At 60.0% G+C, this 19,167-nt stretch carries 17 protein-coding genes; all 17 read right to left on the reverse strand.

Annotated features, from left to right (window positions below; translation table 11 throughout):
- Nucleotides 1-42: 42 nt before the first annotated feature.
- Complete coding sequence (locus ACQKPC_RS26915; RefSeq protein ID WP_427627562.1) at nt 43-309, reverse strand: hypothetical protein; 267 nt, start codon at nt 307-309, stop codon at nt 43-45.
- Nucleotides 306-1,598 (reverse strand): motility associated factor glycosyltransferase family protein, encoded by a 1,293-nt coding sequence (locus ACQKPC_RS26920; protein ID WP_427627564.1) that lies wholly within the window; start codon nt 1,596-1,598, stop codon nt 306-308. Before ACQKPC_RS26920 ends, ACQKPC_RS26915 begins: the two co-directional genes overlap by 4 nt.
- A gap of 83 nt (nt 1,599-1,681) precedes the next feature.
- A complete protein-coding gene (locus ACQKPC_RS26925) occupies nt 1,682-2,608 on the reverse strand; it encodes a ketoacyl-ACP synthase III (RefSeq protein WP_008072591.1) in 927 nt (308 codons plus the stop codon).
- A 230-nt stretch (nt 2,609-2,838) separates the two neighbouring features.
- Nucleotides 2,839-3,891 carry a pseudaminic acid synthase gene (gene pseI, locus ACQKPC_RS26930; RefSeq protein ID WP_427627566.1) on the reverse strand — a complete coding sequence of 351 codons (1,053 nt, stop codon included), beginning with the start codon at nt 3,889-3,891 and terminating at the stop codon, nt 2,839-2,841.
- Nucleotides 3,888-5,387: a UDP-2,4-diacetamido-2,4,6-trideoxy-beta-L-altropyranose hydrolase gene (gene pseG, locus ACQKPC_RS26935; protein WP_427627568.1), complete on the reverse strand. Its 1,500-nt coding sequence runs from the start codon at nt 5,385-5,387 to the stop codon at nt 3,888-3,890. The genes pseI and pseG overlap by 4 nt, the downstream gene beginning before the upstream one ends.
- The gene (gene pseF, locus ACQKPC_RS26940) at nt 5,384-6,079 is read right to left on the reverse strand and encodes a pseudaminic acid cytidylyltransferase (RefSeq protein ID WP_427627570.1); all 696 of its coding nucleotides are present in this window, start codon (nt 6,077-6,079) and stop codon (nt 5,384-5,386) included. Before pseF ends, pseG begins: the two co-directional genes overlap by 4 nt.
- 50 nt (nt 6,080-6,129) lie before the next feature.
- Complete coding sequence (pseC, locus tag ACQKPC_RS26945; RefSeq protein WP_427627572.1) at nt 6,130-7,293, reverse strand: UDP-4-amino-4,6-dideoxy-N-acetyl-beta-L-altrosamine transaminase; 1,164 nt, start codon at nt 7,291-7,293, stop codon at nt 6,130-6,132.
- Nucleotides 7,290-8,291, reverse strand: a complete 1,002-nt coding sequence (gene pseB, locus ACQKPC_RS26950; RefSeq protein ID WP_008006616.1) for a UDP-N-acetylglucosamine 4,6-dehydratase (inverting) — start codon at nt 8,289-8,291, stop codon at nt 7,290-7,292. The genes pseC and pseB overlap by 4 nt, the downstream gene beginning before the upstream one ends.
- 30 nt (nt 8,292-8,321) lie before the next feature.
- Complete coding sequence (locus tag ACQKPC_RS26955; RefSeq protein WP_427627574.1) at nt 8,322-11,258, reverse strand: glycosyltransferase family 2 protein; 2,937 nt, start codon at nt 11,256-11,258, stop codon at nt 8,322-8,324.
- A 51-nt stretch (nt 11,259-11,309) separates the two neighbouring features.
- Complete coding sequence (locus tag ACQKPC_RS26960) at nt 11,310-12,047, reverse strand: cephalosporin hydroxylase family protein (RefSeq protein WP_427627576.1); 738 nt, start codon at nt 12,045-12,047, stop codon at nt 11,310-11,312.
- A gap of 16 nt (nt 12,048-12,063) precedes the next feature.
- Entirely contained in the window at nt 12,064-13,134 is a 1,071-nt protein-coding gene (locus tag ACQKPC_RS26965; RefSeq protein WP_427627578.1) for a class I SAM-dependent methyltransferase, read from the reverse strand.
- Nucleotides 13,124-13,981 (reverse strand): NAD-dependent epimerase/dehydratase family protein, encoded by an 858-nt coding sequence (locus tag ACQKPC_RS26970; protein WP_427627590.1) that lies wholly within the window; start codon nt 13,979-13,981, stop codon nt 13,124-13,126. The genes ACQKPC_RS26965 and ACQKPC_RS26970 overlap by 11 nt, the downstream gene beginning before the upstream one ends.
- Nucleotides 13,978-15,204: a methyltransferase domain-containing protein gene (locus ACQKPC_RS26975; RefSeq protein WP_427627579.1), complete on the reverse strand. Its 1,227-nt coding sequence runs from the start codon at nt 15,202-15,204 to the stop codon at nt 13,978-13,980. The genes ACQKPC_RS26970 and ACQKPC_RS26975 overlap by 4 nt, the downstream gene beginning before the upstream one ends.
- Entirely contained in the window at nt 15,201-15,761 is a 561-nt protein-coding gene (locus ACQKPC_RS26980; RefSeq protein WP_218394165.1) for a dTDP-4-dehydrorhamnose 3,5-epimerase family protein, read from the reverse strand. The genes ACQKPC_RS26975 and ACQKPC_RS26980 overlap by 4 nt, the downstream gene beginning before the upstream one ends.
- Nucleotides 15,758-16,840, reverse strand: a complete 1,083-nt coding sequence (gene rfbG / locus ACQKPC_RS26985; protein WP_427627582.1) for a CDP-glucose 4,6-dehydratase — start codon at nt 16,838-16,840, stop codon at nt 15,758-15,760. The genes ACQKPC_RS26980 and rfbG overlap by 4 nt, the downstream gene beginning before the upstream one ends.
- Nucleotides 16,822-17,595: a glucose-1-phosphate cytidylyltransferase gene (gene rfbF, locus ACQKPC_RS26990; protein ID WP_427627584.1), complete on the reverse strand. Its 774-nt coding sequence runs from the start codon at nt 17,593-17,595 to the stop codon at nt 16,822-16,824. Before rfbF ends, rfbG begins: the two co-directional genes overlap by 19 nt.
- 279 nt (nt 17,596-17,874) lie before the next feature.
- Nucleotides 17,875-19,167: calcium-binding protein (locus tag ACQKPC_RS26995; RefSeq protein ID WP_427627586.1), on the reverse strand; the 1,293-nt coding region annotated here is incomplete at its 5' end.

Here is a 19,167-nt window from a genome sequence, read left to right on the forward strand (position 1 = left end):
AGAACTGCCACAATCCTTCCTTGCAGCCCCGCTCCCATGGCATTACGCAGAACTGACAGCCTCCAGCAAATCGACCAGTTCGTATTCAAGGTAGTCCGCCAGCGCCAGCCAGTCCTGTCGTTCCTGGCTATCCAGCATGCCTGCCAGCAATGCCATCCACCGGGCCGCGATCTGGCTGTCTGCCCCGCCGACCCGTGACTGCACCCGCTCCGCTACCTCGACCATGACCAGCGCCGCCTCGACATCCCTTCCCAGGCGAAACAACGCTGAACATTGCCGGGCCTGATCAACGAGTAGCACTTCGCTCATCGACTGAACTCCGGATGAAATGTCGTGCCGGCAATCATGGCCCCGGCTCGACTGCTGTTGTAGAAGACGACTTGTGGATGTGCAGCGATATAGCGCTCCAGCTCACACAAGTAGCTGCGGAAATTGAGCTGGGTCTTGACCCGCTGCCCATTCCCGTCCAACACCCAATGGCGAGCCGCGCCCAATTGGGGGCCGAGGTCGCCGTCATTCCAGCCGGCATGGGTCTTGTTGTTCGGGAACGCGAAGTCAGCACCGAACAGCGTGATCTGACTGGCCCCCATTTTCACCGCCAGGTCCACCGCCGGATGAATTACGCTGCCGCCTGCAAACAGCCCGGCGCGGGGCAACTGCTCACGCAAATAACGGAAAACCGGGCTTGCCGAGTAGGCGACATAGCGTTTGCCTTGCCAGGCCTGCAACACGACAGGGTCCACCAGCGGCATATAGACCAGCGTGGTATTTGCGCTGTCCTCGGGTGGCAGATGACGCTGCGAGATACGCTGATCAATCGTGACAACCACATCCGGCTTGATGCCGTGTTCGATCAGCGGCCGGTAAGCAGTATCGACACAAACGAACAGCGGTCGCGGTGTCTGCCCTCGAACAGATCGCAAGGTCACGAAATGCTGTTCCAGGCTTGGCCCGGTGGCGATGACGAACATCGGCTGGCCAGCATGTGTTGCGAACAATTGTGCGACGTCGCCATCGACGCGGATCTGTTCGACACTTTCCAGCAGGCGTGCCGCTATTTCCGGATTGTCCGGATCGAACTCACGGTTGTTGAATGTCAGATGGGTTTCGCTGATCAAGCGGTCGCGGATCCTGGCGTTGTAGTCATCGGCCAGCACCAGCTCTGAAGGCAGGGCAAAGAACGGCAAACAGATTTCAGATAAATCGCCGGCATAGTGCAGCTGGACACGCGAATCGCTGAGCCACGGCTGTTGGTCGAGCAATTGCAAGACCAGCGCAAAAACCGCACCGTTGAGGATATGTACATGTAGCTGAATCAGCTGGGAACGCTGCAGCAGCTCCAGTTGAAGATCACCCAGTCCTGTGCCGTAAACGTGCACCACCGGGCTGTCGAGCGGCAGGCTTTCGGCTTGAAGCTGCGCTTCACGGGCACGGTCATGGCGACTGGTCAACTGAATGCCGTTGATGCTCAACGTCGAGCCCAGGCCTTCGACCAGATCGGCCTGCAACAGGCTCACGTCTTCAACCAGCAAGCGCGCAGACAGCAGCGGCCAGCGGCGCTGTATGATCTCGACGTTGCGCTCAAAGAACTCGCTCATGGAGCCTCGCTTTTCATTCGGGCAAAAAAATAGCGCTCAAGGTTACACCTTGAACGCTTTTTTTGTGCCTGGCTTTTAGAAGCTCAAGGACGATAGATGATCGCCGAACCCCAGGACAAACCAACACCGAAACCGCTGAGCGCCACACGCTTCCACTTGGAGTCGAGCACATGTTTTTCCAGCAGCAACGGAATGCTCGACGACACGGTATTACCGGTTTCGACCATGTCCTTGATGAACTTCTCAGGCTCACCCTCGAAACGCCGCGCCACGGCGTCGACAATCGCCGCACTGCCCTGGTGAATACAGAAGGCATCGATATCGTCAGCCGTCAGGCCCGAGTCAGCGAGCAGCTCATGCAAATGCGCCGGCACTTTGAGCAGCGCGAAGTTGAAGACCTGACGGCCGTTCATGAAGAACACCCCGTCGGAAACCTTCAGGTGCGGCGCGCCGGAACCGTCGGTGCCGAACTTGGCCTTGCCCAGCTGCCACGGGGCATCTTCGCCCATCCAGGTAGCGGTGGCGGCATCGCCGAAGAGCATGGTGGTGTTGCGGTCTTCCGGGTCGACGATCTTCGAGTACGGATCAGCGGTCACCAGCAGGCCATTCTTCAGGCCTGCAGCCTCCATGAAGCCTTTGATGGCGTAGATCCCGTAGACGTAACCGGAGCAGCCCAGGGAAATATCGAACGCTGCCACGGTCGTCGGCAGGCCCAGTTTGTCCTGAACGATGGCGGCGGTGTGCGGCAGACCTTCTTCGTCACCGTTCTGGGTGACGACGATCAGCACGTCGATGGCTTCACGCTTCAAATCAGGATTGTTGGCGAACAGCGCGTTGACTGCTTCGACACACAGGTCCGAGGTTTCCTGACCGGCATCTTTGCGCGGCAGGAAGGCCGAACCGATCTTGCCCAGGATGAATTCTTCATCCTTTTCGAATTTTGCACCTTGTGCGTAATTGTCCACGCCGGCTACAGGAACGTAGCTCGCAATGCTCTTTATGCCAATCATTACGGCTTCCCAATAATAAACAGCCCAATACCACCGCTCGCAAGGAATCGAGGGGCGCCGACAAACAACGAATAAACGTCGCCCTCAAGGGGGTGACAGCGGGAAGAATAAAAGGCCATCACTGGGCTAAAAACAGTCCAGGCGCCATCTCCCCTTTTCATACAATACAGTGAAGATGCGCGTTATGACTCGCAGGTCACGCTATTTTGCCGAATCAGCCGCACAAGCGGTTATTCAACCAACGACCAATCCAGCGGTGTTCCGCGCTTGATGGGCTGGTGCGCACGGCGGCCCAGAAGGGTTTCAGCGTGTTTGGGGGCCAGCCCCAGGCCAGGCCGGATGGCCCGCAGATTGGCGACGGTGAAAGGCTCACCGGCGGCCATGTCCTGAGTGACGTATAGCGAACGTCGGTATACCAGAGATTTGCGCTCGGCTTCGGTCACGCCGTAATGCACCTGCCCCATGGCCTGCCAGGCGCGTTCGGTTTCGATCACCAGGCTGGCGAGTTCAGCCGGTTCCAGGGAAAAACTGGCGTCCACGCCACCGGCGGCACGGTCGAGGGTGAAGTGTTTTTCCACCACCGTCGCCCCCAGCGCTACCGCGGCGACGGACACTCCAACGCCCATCGAATGATCGGACAAACCGACTTCACAGCCAAACAGCTCCCGCAGATGAGGGATGGTGCGCACATTGCTGTTGGCGGGCGTCGCCGGGTACGTGCTGGTGCACTTGAGCAACACCAGGTCCTTGCAACCGGCCCCACGGGCGGCACGCACGGTTTCGTCGAGTTCGGCGATGCTGGCCATGCCAGTGGAGATAATCAGCGGCTTGCCGGTGGCAGCGACCCGCCGGATCAACGGCAGGTCGGTGTTCTCGAAACTGGCGATCTTGTAGGCCGGCACGTCGAGGCTTTCGAGGAAGTCCACCGCGGTGTCATCGAACGGTGTGGAGAACGCCAGCATGCCCAGCTCTTTGGCCCGGGCGAAAATCGGTGCATGCCATTCCCACGGCGTATGGGCCTTCTCGTACAGCGCGTACAACGAAGAACCGGCCCACAGGCTGTTGGGATCCTTGATGAAGAACTCGCCTTCGGACAGATCCAGGGTCATGGTCTCGGCGGTATAGGTTTGCAGCTTCAAGGCGTGCGCACCGGCCTTGGCCGCGGCTTCGACGATGTGCAGCGCCACGTCCAGCGACTGATTATGGTTGCCGCTCATCTCGGCAATGATGAACGGCGGCGCATCGGCACCGATGGTGCGGTTACCGATTTTGAAACTGGTCATGGGTGATCCTTTAAAACGCGTGTGAACGCACAAGCACTCTGAGTGAAACCTGCCTCGCGAAAAACTTTCAGCGACGCTGAATTGGCCGGCAGCACTTGAGCGGTGATGGCTTCCAGTCGCGACCAATGAGCGGTGACGAAGGCTTCGCCCCGCGCCAGCAGCGCCCTGCCCCAGCCCAGGCCGAATCGGCCTTCGAACAGATAAATCGAGACTTCGGCGCGAGCATCGTCTAGGTCATAACGCAGCACACCGACCGGGCCATCATCCGCCTCGGCGATCAACAGCAGCCGCCGCGGATTGCTCAGGCTCGCGGCCAGCCAGGCCTGATGCCGTTGCCAGTCGATGACGTGCGTGTCCAGCGACCAGCGCCGAACCGCTTCGGCATTGCGCCCATCGAACAACAATTGCGCATCATCCTGAGTGGCCTGACGAACCTGCAACACCGCCCCCGCCAGCGCTGCCGCCACCCGCTGCGCCCCACGGCCATCGACCAACTGCCGCGAGCGTTCAGCCAGACTCTGACGAATCCCCTGATTGCCCACGACAAAACCGATGGTCTGATGCAACTGCTCGACGCTGACCCGGTCGCGATTGCCCAGGAACACATGAGCACCCGAGGTCGCCATCACCTCGCCGTTGGCCTGCTGATTATTCGAAACCGCAATGCAGATCGTCGGCAGCCCCATGGCCGCCCGCTCCCAGCTGGTACCGCCACCGGCACCGATGAACAGGTCGGCCTCGGTCATCAGCTGGTAGAAATCGCTGACAAAACTGTGCAGGCGCCAGTTCGGACGATAGTCCACCAGACTCTGCATCTGCTCCCAGGCCGGGTTGTCGGCACCTGCCACGAAATCGACTTCCAGCTCATGGAAGTCCGCCAATGCCAGCATCGCGTGATGGGTCTGCATGGCCGCATCGAAACCGCCGAAGTTCACCAGCACTCGCCTGGCCCGAGGTTTGATCTCGATTGCCGGGCAACAGAACTCATCGCGCAGCAGGGCAAACCGTGGGCCCAGCAGGGTCTGGCAATCGGGCGTCAGCAGTGAGGCATAAGCCTCTGGCGTGCCCGACAGATTTTGATTGAGCAACAGATCGACGCTGTATTGCCGAGTGGCCAAATCGTCCACCGCCGCAATTCGTGGGGCCCAGCGGCGGGCGGCGGTCTGCCAATGGTGATCGAGACCGTAGTGGTCGGCGATGATCCAGTCGAAAGCCGGATGACTTTCCAGTGCTTGCCCCAGCGCAGCGATGTCCGCTTGCCACGGCAGCATCGACTCGATGGCCTGCTGTGGGTCTTCATCGGGGTAGCGCTCCGGCAGCGCGAAAGTCTCGAAATCCTCAGCCTGCAGACTGTCCAGCCGATGCCCCGGCAACTGACGACACGCGAAGGCAACATGCGTGCCCTGCTTGCGCAATACCCTGGCCAGGGTCAGGCAACGGGCGATGTGGCCACTGCCAATGGTCGGCGACGCGTCGGCGCGGATCAGCACTCTCATTGCAGCTCTCCCCCCGCCTTCAAGGCGATGTAGAGGTATTCGGCGCGTTTCCAGTCTTCGAGGGTGTCAATGTCCTGCACCAGATGCCGCGGCAGAATCACCGGCAGGCTTGCCGGCGAGAACAGCACATCGCCACGCAACCAGGCTTCGCTACGCCCCCAATAGAACTGGCCGGCGTCCTGAAAAGCTTCGGGCAAATCCTGGGAACGGGTCTCAAGAAACTCCGGGTAGAGCGAGGTCAAGGCGCCCTGCTCGTCGAGGGTCAAGGCCCGTTGTACCGGGAAGCCAAAACCGGCGACTGAAAACGCGAAAGACTTGTCCGGATGCTGCACCAGCAACTCATGCCCCTGACGCAGATAACGCGCCTGCAACAGGGGCGCCGTCGCGTAGACGCAGCACGCATAGTCGAACGGCGGCAATTGCTGCAAGGCATGTACGATCACCGCTGCAGTCCCGGTGAAATCGTCGGCAAGCGCCGCGGGCCGCATGAACGGCACTTGAGCCCCATTGGCCCGTGCCACCTCGGCGATTTTTTCATCGTCAGTACTGACGATCACCTGGTCGAACAGATTCGACTCCAGCGCCGTGCGAATCGAACGGACGATCATCGGCACGCCGTCGAACGGCTTGAGGTTCTTGCGCGGGATTCGCTTGCTGCCCCCGCGGGCCGGAATGATCGCAACACTGCTCAAGAGTCAGTACTCCTCAAGTCACTATTCCTCAGTCGCTATTTCTCAAGTCGCTATGCCTCAAGAATCAGTCGTCGCAATTGCTCGACTACATAATCCTGTTGTTCATCGCTTAGCAGAGGAAACAGCGGCAGGCTGATGGCCTCGGCGTAATAACGTTCGGCCTGGGGGAAATCCCCCTCGGCAAAACCCAGGTCGCGATAGTACGGCTGCAAGTGCAGAGGAATATAGTGCAGGTTCACGCCCACCCCTGCCGCTCGCAAGCCTTCGAATACCTGTCGATGGCTGAGGTTGATTCGGTCGGTCTGCAAGCGCACCACGTACAGATGCCACGCCGATTCGGCCTCGGGCTGCGCACTGGGCAAGGTCAGCGGCAAGTACGCCAGCAACCGCCCATAACGCGCCGCCAGTTCACGCCGACGTTCGATGAAACCATCGAGCTTGTTCAGCTGCGACAGGCCGAGGGCCGCTTGCAGGTCGGTGATGCGGTAATTGAAACCCAGCTCCACTTGCTGGTAGTACCAGGGACCGTGGCTGGGTTCGGTCATCTGTGCAGGGTCACGGGTCATGCCGTGGCTGCGCAGGCGCTGCAAGCGCTCGGCCAGTTCCGGGCGGTTGGTCAGGACCATGCCGCCTTCGGCGCTGGTGATGATCTTCACCGGGTGGAAACTGAACACCGTCATCGCCGCAAAATCGCCGCACCCTACCGGACGCCCGGCATAAGATGCGCCGACCGCGTGGGAAGCGTCCTCGATCACCGTAAAACCATAGCGCTCGGCCAGTTCGGCGATCATGCGCATATCACAGCTCTGCCCGGAGAACGCCACCGCCACCAGCACTTTCGGCAGCTTGCCGTCTCGCTCGGCGATCTCAAGCTTCGACGCCAAAGTGTAGGCGTCGAGGTTCCAGGTCAGCGGGTCGATGTCGACAAAATCAACCTCGGCGCCGCAATAGCGACCGCAATTGGCCGAGGCCAAAAAGGTGTTCGGCGTAGTCCATAACCGATCGCCCGGCCCGAGGCCGGCGGCGAGGCAGGCAATGTGCAACGCCGCCGTGGCATTGCACACCGCCACAGCGAAATCGGCCTGGCAACGCTCGGCCATGGCCTGTTCGAAACGCTCGATGGTCGGCCCCTGCGTCAGCCAGTCGGACTGCAACACGGCAACCACCGCGTCAATATCTTCCTGATCCAGGCTTTGCCGACCGTAGGGAATCATGCCGACAACTCCGCGTGCAGATCAGCGATCTGGCCGACCGACAGGAAGTGCGGGTTGGTGTCGGAGCGGTACTCGAAATCTTCGCTCACCGGCCGGCCCTGCTCGCCCAGTTTGTCGACGGCAAAATCCACGTCGACGCTGGTGAAGCGAATCGACGGCTGAATGGTGTAGTGATCATCGAACTCCAGGGTCATGCGCGCGTCGTCCAGCGGCACCATCAGTTCATGGAGCTTTTCCCCCGGACGGATGCCGACGTTTTTGTGCGGCAAATGTCCAGCCATGCCCTGCGCCAGATCGACGATGCGAATCGACGGGATCTTCGGCACAAACACTTCACCGCCGTGCATGCGGGCAAAGCTGTCGAGCACAAACTTCACACCGTGATCGAGAGTGATCCAGAAACGCGTCATGCGCTCATCGGTGATCGGCAGCTCTTTGGCGCCCTCGGCAATCAGCTTGCTGAAGAACGGCACCACCGAACCCCGCGAGCCAGCGACGTTACCGTAGCGCACCACGGCAAAACGGGTCTGCTGTTCACCGGCAATGTTGTTGGCAGCCACGAACAGTTTGTCCGACAGCAGCTTGGTCGCGCCGTACAGGTTGATCGGGCTGGCCGCCTTGTCGGTAGACAGCGCGACGACCTTTTTCACGCCGTTGTCGATGGCAGCGGCGATGATGTTTTCCGCACCGTTGACGTTGGTACGAATGCATTCAGTGGGGTTGTATTCCGCCGCCGGCACTTGCTTCAGGGCCGCGGCATGCACCACGTAATCGATACCGCGCATGGCCTGACGCAAACGCTCGGCATCGCGCACATCACCAATGAAGTAACGCATGCACGGCGCGTTGAACGTCTGCTGCATCTCATACTGCTTGAGCTCATCGCGGGAGAACACCACCACCCGCTTGGGCTGGTATTGCTCCAGCAACCGGCGGATGAAATTGCGCCCGAACGAGCCGGTGCCGCCAGAGATGAAAATCGATTTACCGTTGAACATGCCTTGAGTCCTTTTACCTGTCAGCCAGGCTTATGCGAGCAACTGCGCCCAGTTCACGCTGGTCGGTTCGCTGAGAGTAAAGCCCTTGCCGGTCAAGGCCAGGTTCTGGTTGTAGGCCGAGTCGTGTTCGAAGCGGGCCTGCCACTTGTCGCGCAGAGCGGCTGCCGCCTGCGGGTCATCCGGCAACGTGCCGGGGTGGGCGATTTGCACTTGCGGCGTCCATACAGTCAACAACCCGGCATCGGCGACTTTCAGGCAAAAGTCGACATCGGCATACGCTTGCTCGAAATGCTCTTCATCCAGCCCGCCCAGTGCGTCGAACACCTCTTTGCGCACCATCAGACAAGCGTCGGAAACCGCCGAATAATTCTGCTCGACCAGCAGCCGATGCATATAACCCGGTGCGTCTTTTTTCTCGCCGATGAACGCAGAAGCCACGCCATCGTTCAGCCCCAGAATCAGACCGGCGCCGGTCACGCTGCCCTCGCGATCAACCAGTTTGGCACCCACCACACCCACTTCAGGACGCTGGGCCTGGTTGAGCAAAGCTTCGATCCAATTGGCATTGACCACCTCGGCGTCCGCCGCGAGCAGTATCAGGTACTCACCTTGCGCCTGCGCAACGGCCTGGTTGAGCAGTGCAGACGGGCTCATGCGCTGCTCGTTCTTGATCAGGCGAATCCGCCCGCGACCGTTTTGCTCCAGACTGTCGAGCCACGTCAGCAGATCGGCCGACTGACTGTGATTGTCGGCGATGATAATTTCGTTGTTCTGATAGCGCGTGCGCTGCAATACGCTCACCAGGCAGCGCTGCAATTGCTCCTGATTGCCTTCGCTGCGCACGATGATCGACACCTTCGGACGCGCGGCGTGGCGGTAGTCGACCCGCAAGCCACCCAATGCCTCCGCACTCACCTGAGCCTGATAGCCACGGGTTGCCAGATGGCGTACCAGGGTCTGACGTTGGTGCTCGTTCGGTGCCAGCTCCACTGCCGGGGTGATAAGCAATGGCTCGGCCAAATGCGCCAGACCCGCCAGCCCGCCAGTTTCGATCAGACGCAGCAGCAGGTCGAATTCCAGTGCATCGCTGAACTCGCGGGCATAACCACCGACATCCACCAGCACCTCGCGTCGGATCAGCCAATGCCGGGCGGTCAACGTCGGCAGACTTTGCAGCAGGTCGAGGTTGAAGGCTGGGCGGAAAACCTCGGTCAATGTGCCGTTACTACGGCGATGAATCTCATCCATCGACACCGCACGGCAACCTTCGGCGTTCTGCAACTCAAGGCTGGCACGCAACAAGCCAGCAGCGGTGAACTCATCACCGGCCTCGGCCAACAGCAGCCAGTCCGAGGTCGAGCGCTGGGCAATCTGGTTCAGTTTATCGACGTAGTTGCTGGCGCTGACCTTTACAAAATGCACGGTATTTTGTTCGGTGGTGACGTCGGGCAAATCACCGGTGGTGAAGACCACCACCTTGAAGGCGCGGAAAGCGCTTTCCATCAGACTGTCGAAGGTGACCTGCAACTTGTCCATGTCGGCTTCAAGGTCCAGCAACAGAATGCCGAACTGAGGCCCACCCTCGTTGGCCGCCAGGTGTTGATTGATTTTCCGTACCGCGGTGTCGTTCGGCTGGCGTGCCTGCAACCAGTTCAACAGGCGGCCAGAGGGCATACTGTCCAGCAACTGACGGCTGTCGTAGGTCGCTATGCTGTCCAGGCGCGCAATCCAATTCGTCAAAATTTTTGCATCGGCGCTCTCGCCCATGTCCAGCAGCTGCTGCACCAGTTTTTGCACGACCCTACGGTTGAAAGCGCCCAACTGCACGGCATGCAGCAAACGGTTCTGAATTGTCTCGGGCGTGTCATTGGAATAGGTGCGCTGCAACGTATGCTGCTGCAGTAACGCACCTTCCATTTCTTCCAGCTGCAAGCGTCCGGCCGGCATCGCATGGAGCAGGAATTCGCACTCGGTCAGTTGATCGAAAAACGCCTGGTTGTAGAACGGCATCTCGACATACTGCTGAGGCCCGAATGCGCGTTTCGGGCCGATGGTAGGGTCTTTCCAGTAGGACTCGAAGATCGGCTCGATCGTCAAGGCATTGCGCGCGGCCAGGCTGTCGGCCAGCGCCTGAAAACTTTGCAGGGCGAACTCGGCGGTCTGCATTTGATTCAGGCCACTGATGCCGGTCGGCAGCGTGGCGAGGAAACCGGCAAAACGCTCACGCTCGGCGACTGAGCGGGCGTCTTTGAAACTCAGGACATGAATGATCTCGGTATTGTGATCCGAACGGCCGTAGTTGACCTCCCGCACCACATATGGCATCGGCAGAATCCGCGCCTTGGCCCGCGCGAGCATGTAATACACATGGCCGATTTCCTGCCACTCGAAAATCGTGCCCTCCGGCATGGCCGCGTACCAGTCCTGCAACAGCGAAGTACGGTGCACCGCATAGAACGGCGGAATGTACTGGCCCATGTAGTCGAGCACACGATCCTGCGCGCGCTCGGCGCTGTAATCCTCTTTTACCTTCTTGTCGCGACGGTAGTACTGCACATAGTTGGAGTGCGTCAGGTACATCAGGCAGTAGCCGTGACACATACCGTAATCGGGGTTGGCCTGGAGGAAGTTCACCGATTCGGTCAGTGCATCGTGCAGCAGGAAGTCATCGTCGGCGGCCAGCACCATGTAGGGCGTGGTGACCTGGCTTGCGCCGTACGCAAGCTTTTGCTGAAACCCCGTATAGGTGAACTGCGGCAAATGGCGATAGTCGACCGACGGAAAATCGTCCACGATGCGTTCGTCGCCCTGCACGGATGAATCCAGCACCAACACCTTGGCGGAGTAACTGCTGTAGTACTGCAAGGCGCGTCGCAGGAACGCACTGCGGTTGTGGGTGATTAAAACCACCGTGAACAGCTCGTTCAGCGGTGTCACGTTGGTTTGAGTGCTGCTTTGAACCTGCATCTTTCTATCCCCACAACCGGCCAATCGCCAAGAACCTGAAACCACTTTTGATTAACGAACGCGACGCAGATAGCCGTCCGGCGCTACGGTGATCAGCAGCTTGTTTTGCAGTTGCTGGTCAATTTCGAAGTCCTTGTTCTCTTCCAGGTACTTCCATACCGCAGTCTTCGGGTTGTCGCCCGGGCCCCATGGACGATCCGGAAAGAAGTCGGCCGGCATGTCTTCGACCACGGTGTCCATCACCACGCAGTAGCTGTCCACCGAAACCAATGGCGCATACAGACGCAGCTCTTCGAGCACGTGATCGTGGGTGTGGTTGGAATCCAGCACCAGGATGACTTTCTTGCCTTCGGCGGCAGCGCGCACTTGTGCGGCGATCGCAGGATCAATGCTCGAACCTTCGATCATCGAAATACGCTTGCTCATCGGGTGGCTTTCGATGGCTTCACGGTTGTGCGGGCGAATGTCGAGGTCGATGCCCAGCACTTCGCCGTGGCCTTGCAGCTCCAGCAACGATGCGTAGTAGATGATCGAGCCGCCGTGGGCAATGCCGCACTCGATGACCAGATCCGGTTTGACCTGCCAGATGATCTCTTGCATCGCCATCATGTCTTGCGGCAGCTGGATGATCGGACGGCCCATCCACGAGAAGTGGTAGCTGTATTTGTGCTTGGCCGATTCGTTGAAGAAATCCTGGGCCAGGCCGGTGAGTTTCTGGTCATCGCCTTGGCGGGCGATTTCTGCCTGGCATTCAGCTTCGAAGGCTTTATTGATGGTGTTATCGGTCATTTTAGAATCTCAATAGTCACTGGAACGAAGCGCTGTCGACGGCGTGATAGACGTAACGCCCACCGGTCATCCGCTTGATTTCTTCGAGGTAGTTGGAGTTCATCACAAACAGGTTGGCGCCTTCGGGCAGAGCGTCCATGGCCTCTTGCGGCGAGGACACCCGCGCGCCGCTCAGGGGCAGATATCGGCCCTGTTTGGCCGGGTTGATATCCACCACGCGATCCACCGCCACGCCCGCTCGTTGCAGGAACAGCGAATAAATCACGCCTTTGGACGAGGCGCCCCAGATCGCCGAACCCTGCTCGGGCGCGGCCTGGATGATCTGCACGGCGCGGTCGAGGCTGGCGGTGAAATCTTCCGGCAGCGTCAGGCGCGGCACCGGTTGTTCCGGGGTCAGGCGCAACGTGGACAGGTCGGCGACGATGTACAGATACTGGCCACCGAACAGGTGACCGGCCTCGTGCACCGTGCCGAACATCCGGCGCAGGTCATCGAGGCGGAAATAATTGACGTGTTCATAGAACAGGTCGAACCAGGCGCGGTGCTCAAGAATCCAGTCCAGGCACGGCACTTCGATGTAGATCTGCCCGCCCTGATTGGCCCCGGCCATCTCGGCGAGAAAACTCACCGGGTCCTGGATATGTTCCAGCACATGCCGCAGCACGATGGCGTCCGCCGACAGGCCCAGGCCACGAGTGAACGGTGCTTTGATCACATCGCAGTTGTCGCCTTCGTAGGCCGGATCAATGCCGGTGATGGCGTAACCCAGGCCTTTGAGCAGTTCAAGAAAGTAGCCTTTGCCGCAGCCGACTTCGATCAGCTCCTGACCCTTGAAGTGGCGAGCAATGATTCCTTCGACATCGTTCAGGTGCTTCTGGAACTGGCCGGAATGCGCCTGCTCGTTCTGATAGTCGGCGTCATAAGTGAGCTTGTCGGCATCGAAGGCCTGATTGAAGATCAGCCCGCTCGTCTCGTCTTGCACCAACACCATGTCGGCACAGGCCGAAGCTTTCGCTGATTGCGCATCGGCAAAGGTACGGTTCTGCAACACCGGCAGGTCGGCGACCCGATACAACTCATGCCTCATGCTCTGCTCCCAGTAGCTGTTGCAAACGGTCCGCCACGCCCCAGAACGCCATCGGTTCATGGGTCGGGTATGGGTAATGGCCCAGGTTCAAACGGATCGACGCGCCACGCTCCCGCAAGCGCTGCTCGACCAGCGCCCTGACCGATACCGGCTGGCCACTGGAACAATTGATCACGCCATCAAATTCGCGTTGTTGCAGGATCGCGGCGAGGTAACCGGCCGCTGTTTCAATCGACAGGTAATCGCGCAGCTGTTCGCCGGCCGACATGTTGAAGCTGTGGTCCCCAGCCTCGATTGCCCGGTCCAGCGCAGCCAATAAACTGTTAGGGTTCTGCCCTTCCCCGTGCAGGTAAAACAGCCGCGCCCATTGCAGGGTGAACGGTTGAACCCGCTGCAAATTTTCGAGGAACAGCCGTAGCGTGTTCTTCGCCAACCCGTAAGGGTTACTCGGCCGCGCCTCGGTCTGCTCGCTGAGCGGTCCGCTTTGCAGGCCATATTCAAAACAGGTGCCCGTCACCAACACCTGCGAAACGCCCGCCGCGACCGCGCCCTTGATGAATCGGTAATCGGCCATCAGGTTGTGCTCGAAGTGAAACAGCGCCTGATAGTTCGGCAAGCCTGGCCAGGCGAGATGCGCCAAGGCATCGACGCCATCGGTGAGTGCAGCGGAGTCCAGGTTGGCGGCATGAATATCCGCTGCCACGAATTCCACGGCGTTGATCCACGGCAGTTGCGCTGCGGTCTCGGCATTGCGTGCCACCGCCCGCACCTCGCAGCCACGGGCGAGCAAGGCTGCGACCAGATGTCGGCCGACGAACCCGGTGGCACCGGTCACCAGCACTTTCACAGTACGGTCAACTCGGGCACGGCGATCACGAAACGGCCGTCCCACTGACGCACCTGCGCCAGTTGCTGACTGACTTCGTGCAACAGGTTCCATGGCAACACGAGAATGTAATCCGGTTTTTCCAGATCGATCTGCGCTGGCGAAACGATCGGAATGCGACTGCCCGGCAAGTACTTGCCCTGTTTGTGCGGGTTGGCGTCGGCCACCCAGGCCAGCAGGTCCGGTTTGACCCCGGCGTAGTTGAGCAAGGTGTTGCCCTTGGCCGCCGCGCCATAACCGACCACGCGCTTGCCGTCGGCCTTGGCCTGCAGCAGGAAACGCAGCAGTTCGTGCTTGATACGTTCAGCCGCTAGCGCCAGGGTCGCGTAGTACTCGGGCGTCTTTACCCCGGCGTCCAGTTCAGCCTGCAACTGATGTTGCACAGTTGGTTGGACGGCGCGGCGTTCACCGTCCTTGCGCTGCACGAACACCCGCAGCGATCCGCCATGAGTCGTCAGCTGGCTGACGTCGAACACCTCCAGCCCATTGCGCTCGCACAGAGTCTGCACGGCGGTCAGGGACAGATAGGAATAGTGCTCGTGATACAGCGTGTCGAACTGCTGCCCCGCCATCAGCGTCAGCAGTTGCGGAAACTCGAACGTCGCCACGCCTGTCGGCTTGAGCAAGGTGGCGAAACCACCGAGGAAATCATTGATGTCCGGCACATGGGCGAGCACGTTGTTGGCAGCCATCAGGTCAGCGGCCCAGCCTTCATTTTTCAGCTGCGCAGCGGTGTCGCGACCGAAAAACAGTTCACGAATCTGCAGGCCTTTTTCCCGCGCCGCCTGCGCGGTGCTGCGGGTTGGCTCAACGCCCAGACAAGGGATGCCGCGCCCCGCCACGTACTGCAACAGGTAACCATCATTGGCGGCGATTTCCACCACGCGGCTGTCGGCGGTCAGGCCGAAGCGTTCGACCATCTCGGCGACATAGCGCTCGGCGTGGGCCAGCCAGGTGCTGGAGAACGAACTGAAATACGCATACTCGGCATCAAACAGACTGTCGGCGCTGGTGTAATCCTCGGTCTGCACCAGCCAGCACTGCTGACACACCGCGACCTTCAGCGGCACCCATTGCTCGGCTTGTTCCAGGCGATCCGCATGCACGTAGGCATTGGACGGCGGCGAGGTCCCGAGATCGATCAGCGGCAGGCTCAGCGGTGCAGCGCAACCACGGCAATTCATAGACGCACTCCAGCGAAGTGTTCATCGAGCAAGGGATGGCTGGAATCCCTGGCCGACAGATTATTGACAGGCAACGGCCAGGCGATGGCCAGCCGTGGATCGTTCACGCTCAAACCGCCCTCATGTGCAGGCGCGTAATCGTTGCTGTGCAGGTAGAGCAATTCGGCGTCGTCGGTGAGGGTCTGGAAACCATGGGCGAACCCGGCCGGGATCAGCAAACTGCGACCGTCGCCGGCCTGCAGGTGTTCGGCGTGCCAGTGCAGAAAAGTTTCGGAGTCAGGGCGCAAGTCCACCGCCACATCCCAGACCTCGCCACGCAGGCAGGTAATCAACTTGGCTTCCGGCGCATTGGAATTTTGATAATGCAGGCCGCGCACACTGCCCCGCTCGCGAGTGCAGGAATGATTGATCTGGCGGATATGAAACGTCTGGCCGAAGGCGCTCAGGCTGCCTTCGCAAAACAGCCGAGCGAAGTGCCCGCGATCATCTTCGAAGCGTTTGTGCTGGACACTGAACAGACCGGCCAGCGGCAAGGCTTTCAACAGGAATTCGCTCACAGCGCGCCTCGGTACAGGTTCAACTGGTTCAGGGTGACTTCACGGATGTCATCGCCGTTCTGCCATGCCAGGTGCCAATCGAGGGTCTGGGTCAGGCACTGCTGTAACGACCAGCGCGGTTGCCAGGCCAACAGTTGACGGGCGCGACTGCTGTCCAGGCGCAGCAGACCGGCCTCATGCAAATCAGTCGGTTCGATGCGCAAGCCACGCGCTTGCGGCCAGCGGCTGGCGAGCAACTCGACCACTTCACCGACGCTGCACATGTCCGCTTCACTCGGGCCAAAGTTCCACGCACCGGCAAACTCCGGGCCTTGCTCGTAGAGGCCGGCGGCCAATTGCAGATAACCGGCCAATGGTTCAAGCGCGTGCTGCCATGGGCGTACTGCCTGCGGGTAGCGTAATGTCACCGGCTCATCCGCCGACCAGGCTTTGAGCACATCGGGAATCAGGCGCTCAGGCGCAAAGTCGCCACCGCCCAGCACGTTGCCGGCACGCGCGGTGGCCAACGCCAAGCCATGCTCGGCGTACTTGTCGGCCGGGAAAAACGATGCGGCGTAAGACTGCGCCAACAATTCGCAGCAAGCCTTGCTGCTGCTGTAAGGATCATGGCCGCCGAGGGCTTCGTTCTCGCGGTACGGCCACAGCCATTCCTTGTTGGCGTAGACCTTGTCAGTGGTCACCAGCACACAGGCACGCACGCCGCCGACCTGGCGGATCGCTTCAAGCAGATTGAGCGTGCCCATGACGTTGCTGGAATAGGTGCCAAGCGGATCGCGATAGCCTTCGCGCACCAGCGGTTGAGCCGCCAGGTGCAGAACGATTTGCGGCTGGGTTTCGGCGATCAATTCCAGTAAGGCACCGAGATCACGCAGGTCACCGCGCTGATCATTGATGCCCTCGTGCACGCGGGCCAGTTCGAACAGGCTCGGCTCGGTGGACGGATCAAGCGAAAACCCGCTGACCTCGGCACCGAGGCTTTGCAGCCACAACGTCAACCAGCTGCCTTTGAAACCGGTGTGGCCGGTCAGCAAAACACGTTTGCCGCGCCAGAATTGCGAGCTCAGTCCCATTGCTTCCATGGGGCCTCCCCGCTCTGCCACAACGCTTCGAGGTGGTTCTTGTCGCGCAGGGTGTCCATCGGATGCCAGAAACCTTCGTGCTCGAAGGCCTTCAACTGTTCATCCTGGGCCAGACGCGCCAAGGGCTCGGCTTCCCAAGTGGTTTCGTCACCGCAGATGTATGACAGCACTTTCGGCGAAAGCACAAAGAAACCGCCATTGATCCAGCCACCGTCGCCACGGGGCTTTTCGGTGAAACCAAGCACCTGATCGCCGTGACGCTCCAGGGCACCGTAACGGCCCGGCGGTTGTACGGCGGTGACGGTCGCCAGACGACCGTGGGCGCTGTGGTAGTCCACCAGTTGACGGATATTGATATCGGAGACGCCGTCGCCGTAGGTGAAGCAGAACGCCTCTTCGTCCTTGAGGTAACGGCCGGCGCGCAACAAGCGGCCACCGGTCATGGTTTCCTCGCCGGTGTCGATGAGCGTGACGCTCCACGGTTCGCTGTAGTTCTGGTGTACGTCCATGCGGTTGTTGCGCATGTCGAAGGTGACATCGGAGGTGTGCAGGAAGTAATTGGCGAAGAAGTCCTTGATCGCATAGCCCTTGTAGCCAAGGCAGATCACGAAGTCATGAATCCCGTGGGCGGAGTACTGTTTCATGATGTGCCAAAGAATTGGCTTGCCGCCGATCTCGATCATCGGCTTGGGCTTGAGGTGCGACTCTTCGCTGATGCGCGTGCCCAGGCCACCCGCCAGAATTACTGCCTTCATCGTCTCCCCTCTTGTTCTTCACAGAGCTCGGCCAAGCTATTTCAGGCTTTTGCGGGCTGTCTGGCTAAAACGCTCTGCCGTGTCAGACGCTGCGTACCGGCCGCAAGCGCTCGTTTTATGGCGATATGAGGGGGACTTGCAGGAAACGCGCCAGCTCATGAGTCCAGATAGAAGACACAAAAAAGGGACGAATCCGGACATGCAGACCGGGTTCGCCCCCCAAGCGTAAAGCGGACACCTTCAATCCCGTTGCAGGAGAGAAGGCGCCTGATTCAGGTATCAGCCGAACATGGCAAACCCATCACTGTTGGCCGGCAAGCTGAAGAGCTGTCCGTCTGCCGTCTGGATTTGCTCGATGGTATCGGAACCGGCAAACCAGTCCTTGAGCTGTACACCTTCCTGCGGAACCTCTCCTGGACTAACACTTGATCTGTGCAGGTAGAGATCATTACCGACACGATCAACCAGCAGTTCGGCACTACTGATGTACGACAGCACTATTTTGTCGGAGCCGCTGACACCATCGTCCTGGATCGTCACCAATGCCGAGGTGTTGACGTTGTAGGTATCGTCACCCTCGCCACCAAAGGCGGACCCGCTGGCTTGCAGCACCATTTTGTCATCACCCACACCACCAAACAGCGAAAAGCCCAAGCCCGTGCCGGTCAACAAATCATTGCCGTCACCACCGTCGGCCATGCCGTGAACCACCGTGATGACGTCGCCTCCCGCTTCACCATAAGCCTGGCTGCCCTCGTCGTTGGCAGCGGTGACGATGGTGTCGTTGCCATTGCCGCCATACAAGGTGTCAGCCTGCGGCCCATTGATCAGACCATCCAGCGTGAATGGCCCGATCGGGGACACCAGCCCGCCATAGAGGTAGTCGTTGCCGTCGCCACCGTAGATGACGTCGTTACCCAACCCGCCTTCAAGGTAGTTGACGCTGGCATCACCGGTCAGGGTGTCATCGAAGTGACTGCCCACTACGCGCTCGATGTTGAGCAATACATCGCCTTGCGCATCGCCACCCTGATTGACGCCCGTCAACAGGTTGATGTTCACGGCGGTGGCACTGGTGATGTACATGGCGCTGTCCTGACCGTCGCGGCCGTCAATCACATCCGCACCTGCACCACCGATAAAGACGTCACCGAACCGCGAACCCGACAACGTGTCATCAAAGTTGCTGCCCTGGAAGAACTCAATGTTGGTGAAGGTGTCGCCCGCGGCATCACCGGCGTTGGCATTGGTGGTCAGGTCAATGGTCACCGCGGCGTCCGAAAGCTCGTAACTGACCAGGTCCTGCCCAACGGCACCGTCCAGGCCCATGGCGGTGGAACCACCATAGAAAATGTCGTTATAGCTCGACCCCTTGATCGCTTCGATGTCGGTGAAGGTGTCACCTGCCCCGATCCCGGAGTGCACGCCGCTCTTCAGGTTGATGGTCACTGCCACGGTACTGTCGGTGTAGCCCGCCGTGTCATAACCGGCGCCGCCGATGAACTGGTCGGCGCCCGCGCCGCCATACAGCGTGTCGTTGCCCGAACCGCCGGTGATGATGTTGTCGCTGGC

This window comes from Pseudomonas sp. NPDC089918, assembly GCF_050280605.1.
Taxonomy (GTDB): Bacteria; Pseudomonadota; Gammaproteobacteria; order Pseudomonadales; family Pseudomonadaceae; genus Aquipseudomonas.

What these genes read in the sequence shown, in the direction of transcription:
- ACQKPC_RS26915 (WP_427627562.1), bottom strand. Translation starts at nt 309, where the DNA reads ATGAGCGAAGTGCTACTCGTTGATCAGGCCCGGCAATGTTCAGCGTTG.
- ACQKPC_RS26920 (WP_427627564.1), bottom strand. Translation starts at nt 1,598, where the DNA reads ATGAGCGAGTTCTTTGAGCGCAACGTCGAGATCATACAGCGCCGCTGG.
- ACQKPC_RS26925 (WP_008072591.1), bottom strand. Translation starts at nt 2,608, where the DNA reads ATGATTGGCATAAAGAGCATTGCGAGCTACGTTCCTGTAGCCGGCGTG.
- pseI (WP_427627566.1), bottom strand. Translation starts at nt 3,891, where the DNA reads ATGACCAGTTTCAAAATCGGTAACCGCACCATCGGTGCCGATGCGCCG.
- pseG (WP_427627568.1), bottom strand. Translation starts at nt 5,387, where the DNA reads ATGAGAGTGCTGATCCGCGCCGACGCGTCGCCGACCATTGGCAGTGGC.
- pseC (WP_427627572.1), bottom strand. Translation starts at nt 7,293, where the DNA reads ATGATTCCCTACGGTCGGCAAAGCCTGGATCAGGAAGATATTGACGCG.
- pseB (WP_008006616.1), bottom strand. Translation starts at nt 8,291, where the DNA reads ATGTTCAACGGTAAATCGATTTTCATCTCTGGCGGCACCGGCTCGTTC.
- ACQKPC_RS26955 (WP_427627574.1), bottom strand. Translation starts at nt 11,258, where the DNA reads ATGCAGGTTCAAAGCAGCACTCAAACCAACGTGACACCGCTGAACGAG.
- ACQKPC_RS26960 (WP_427627576.1), bottom strand. Translation starts at nt 12,047, where the DNA reads ATGACCGATAACACCATCAATAAAGCCTTCGAAGCTGAATGCCAGGCA.
- ACQKPC_RS26965 (WP_427627578.1), bottom strand. Translation starts at nt 13,134, where the DNA reads ATGAGGCATGAGTTGTATCGGGTCGCCGACCTGCCGGTGTTGCAGAAC.
- ACQKPC_RS26975 (WP_427627579.1), bottom strand. Translation starts at nt 15,204, where the DNA reads ATGAATTGCCGTGGTTGCGCTGCACCGCTGAGCCTGCCGCTGATCGAT.
- rfbG (WP_427627582.1), bottom strand. Translation starts at nt 16,840, where the DNA reads ATGGAAGCAATGGGACTGAGCTCGCAATTCTGGCGCGGCAAACGTGTT.
- rfbF (WP_427627584.1), bottom strand. Translation starts at nt 17,595, where the DNA reads ATGAAGGCAGTAATTCTGGCGGGTGGCCTGGGCACGCGCATCAGCGAA.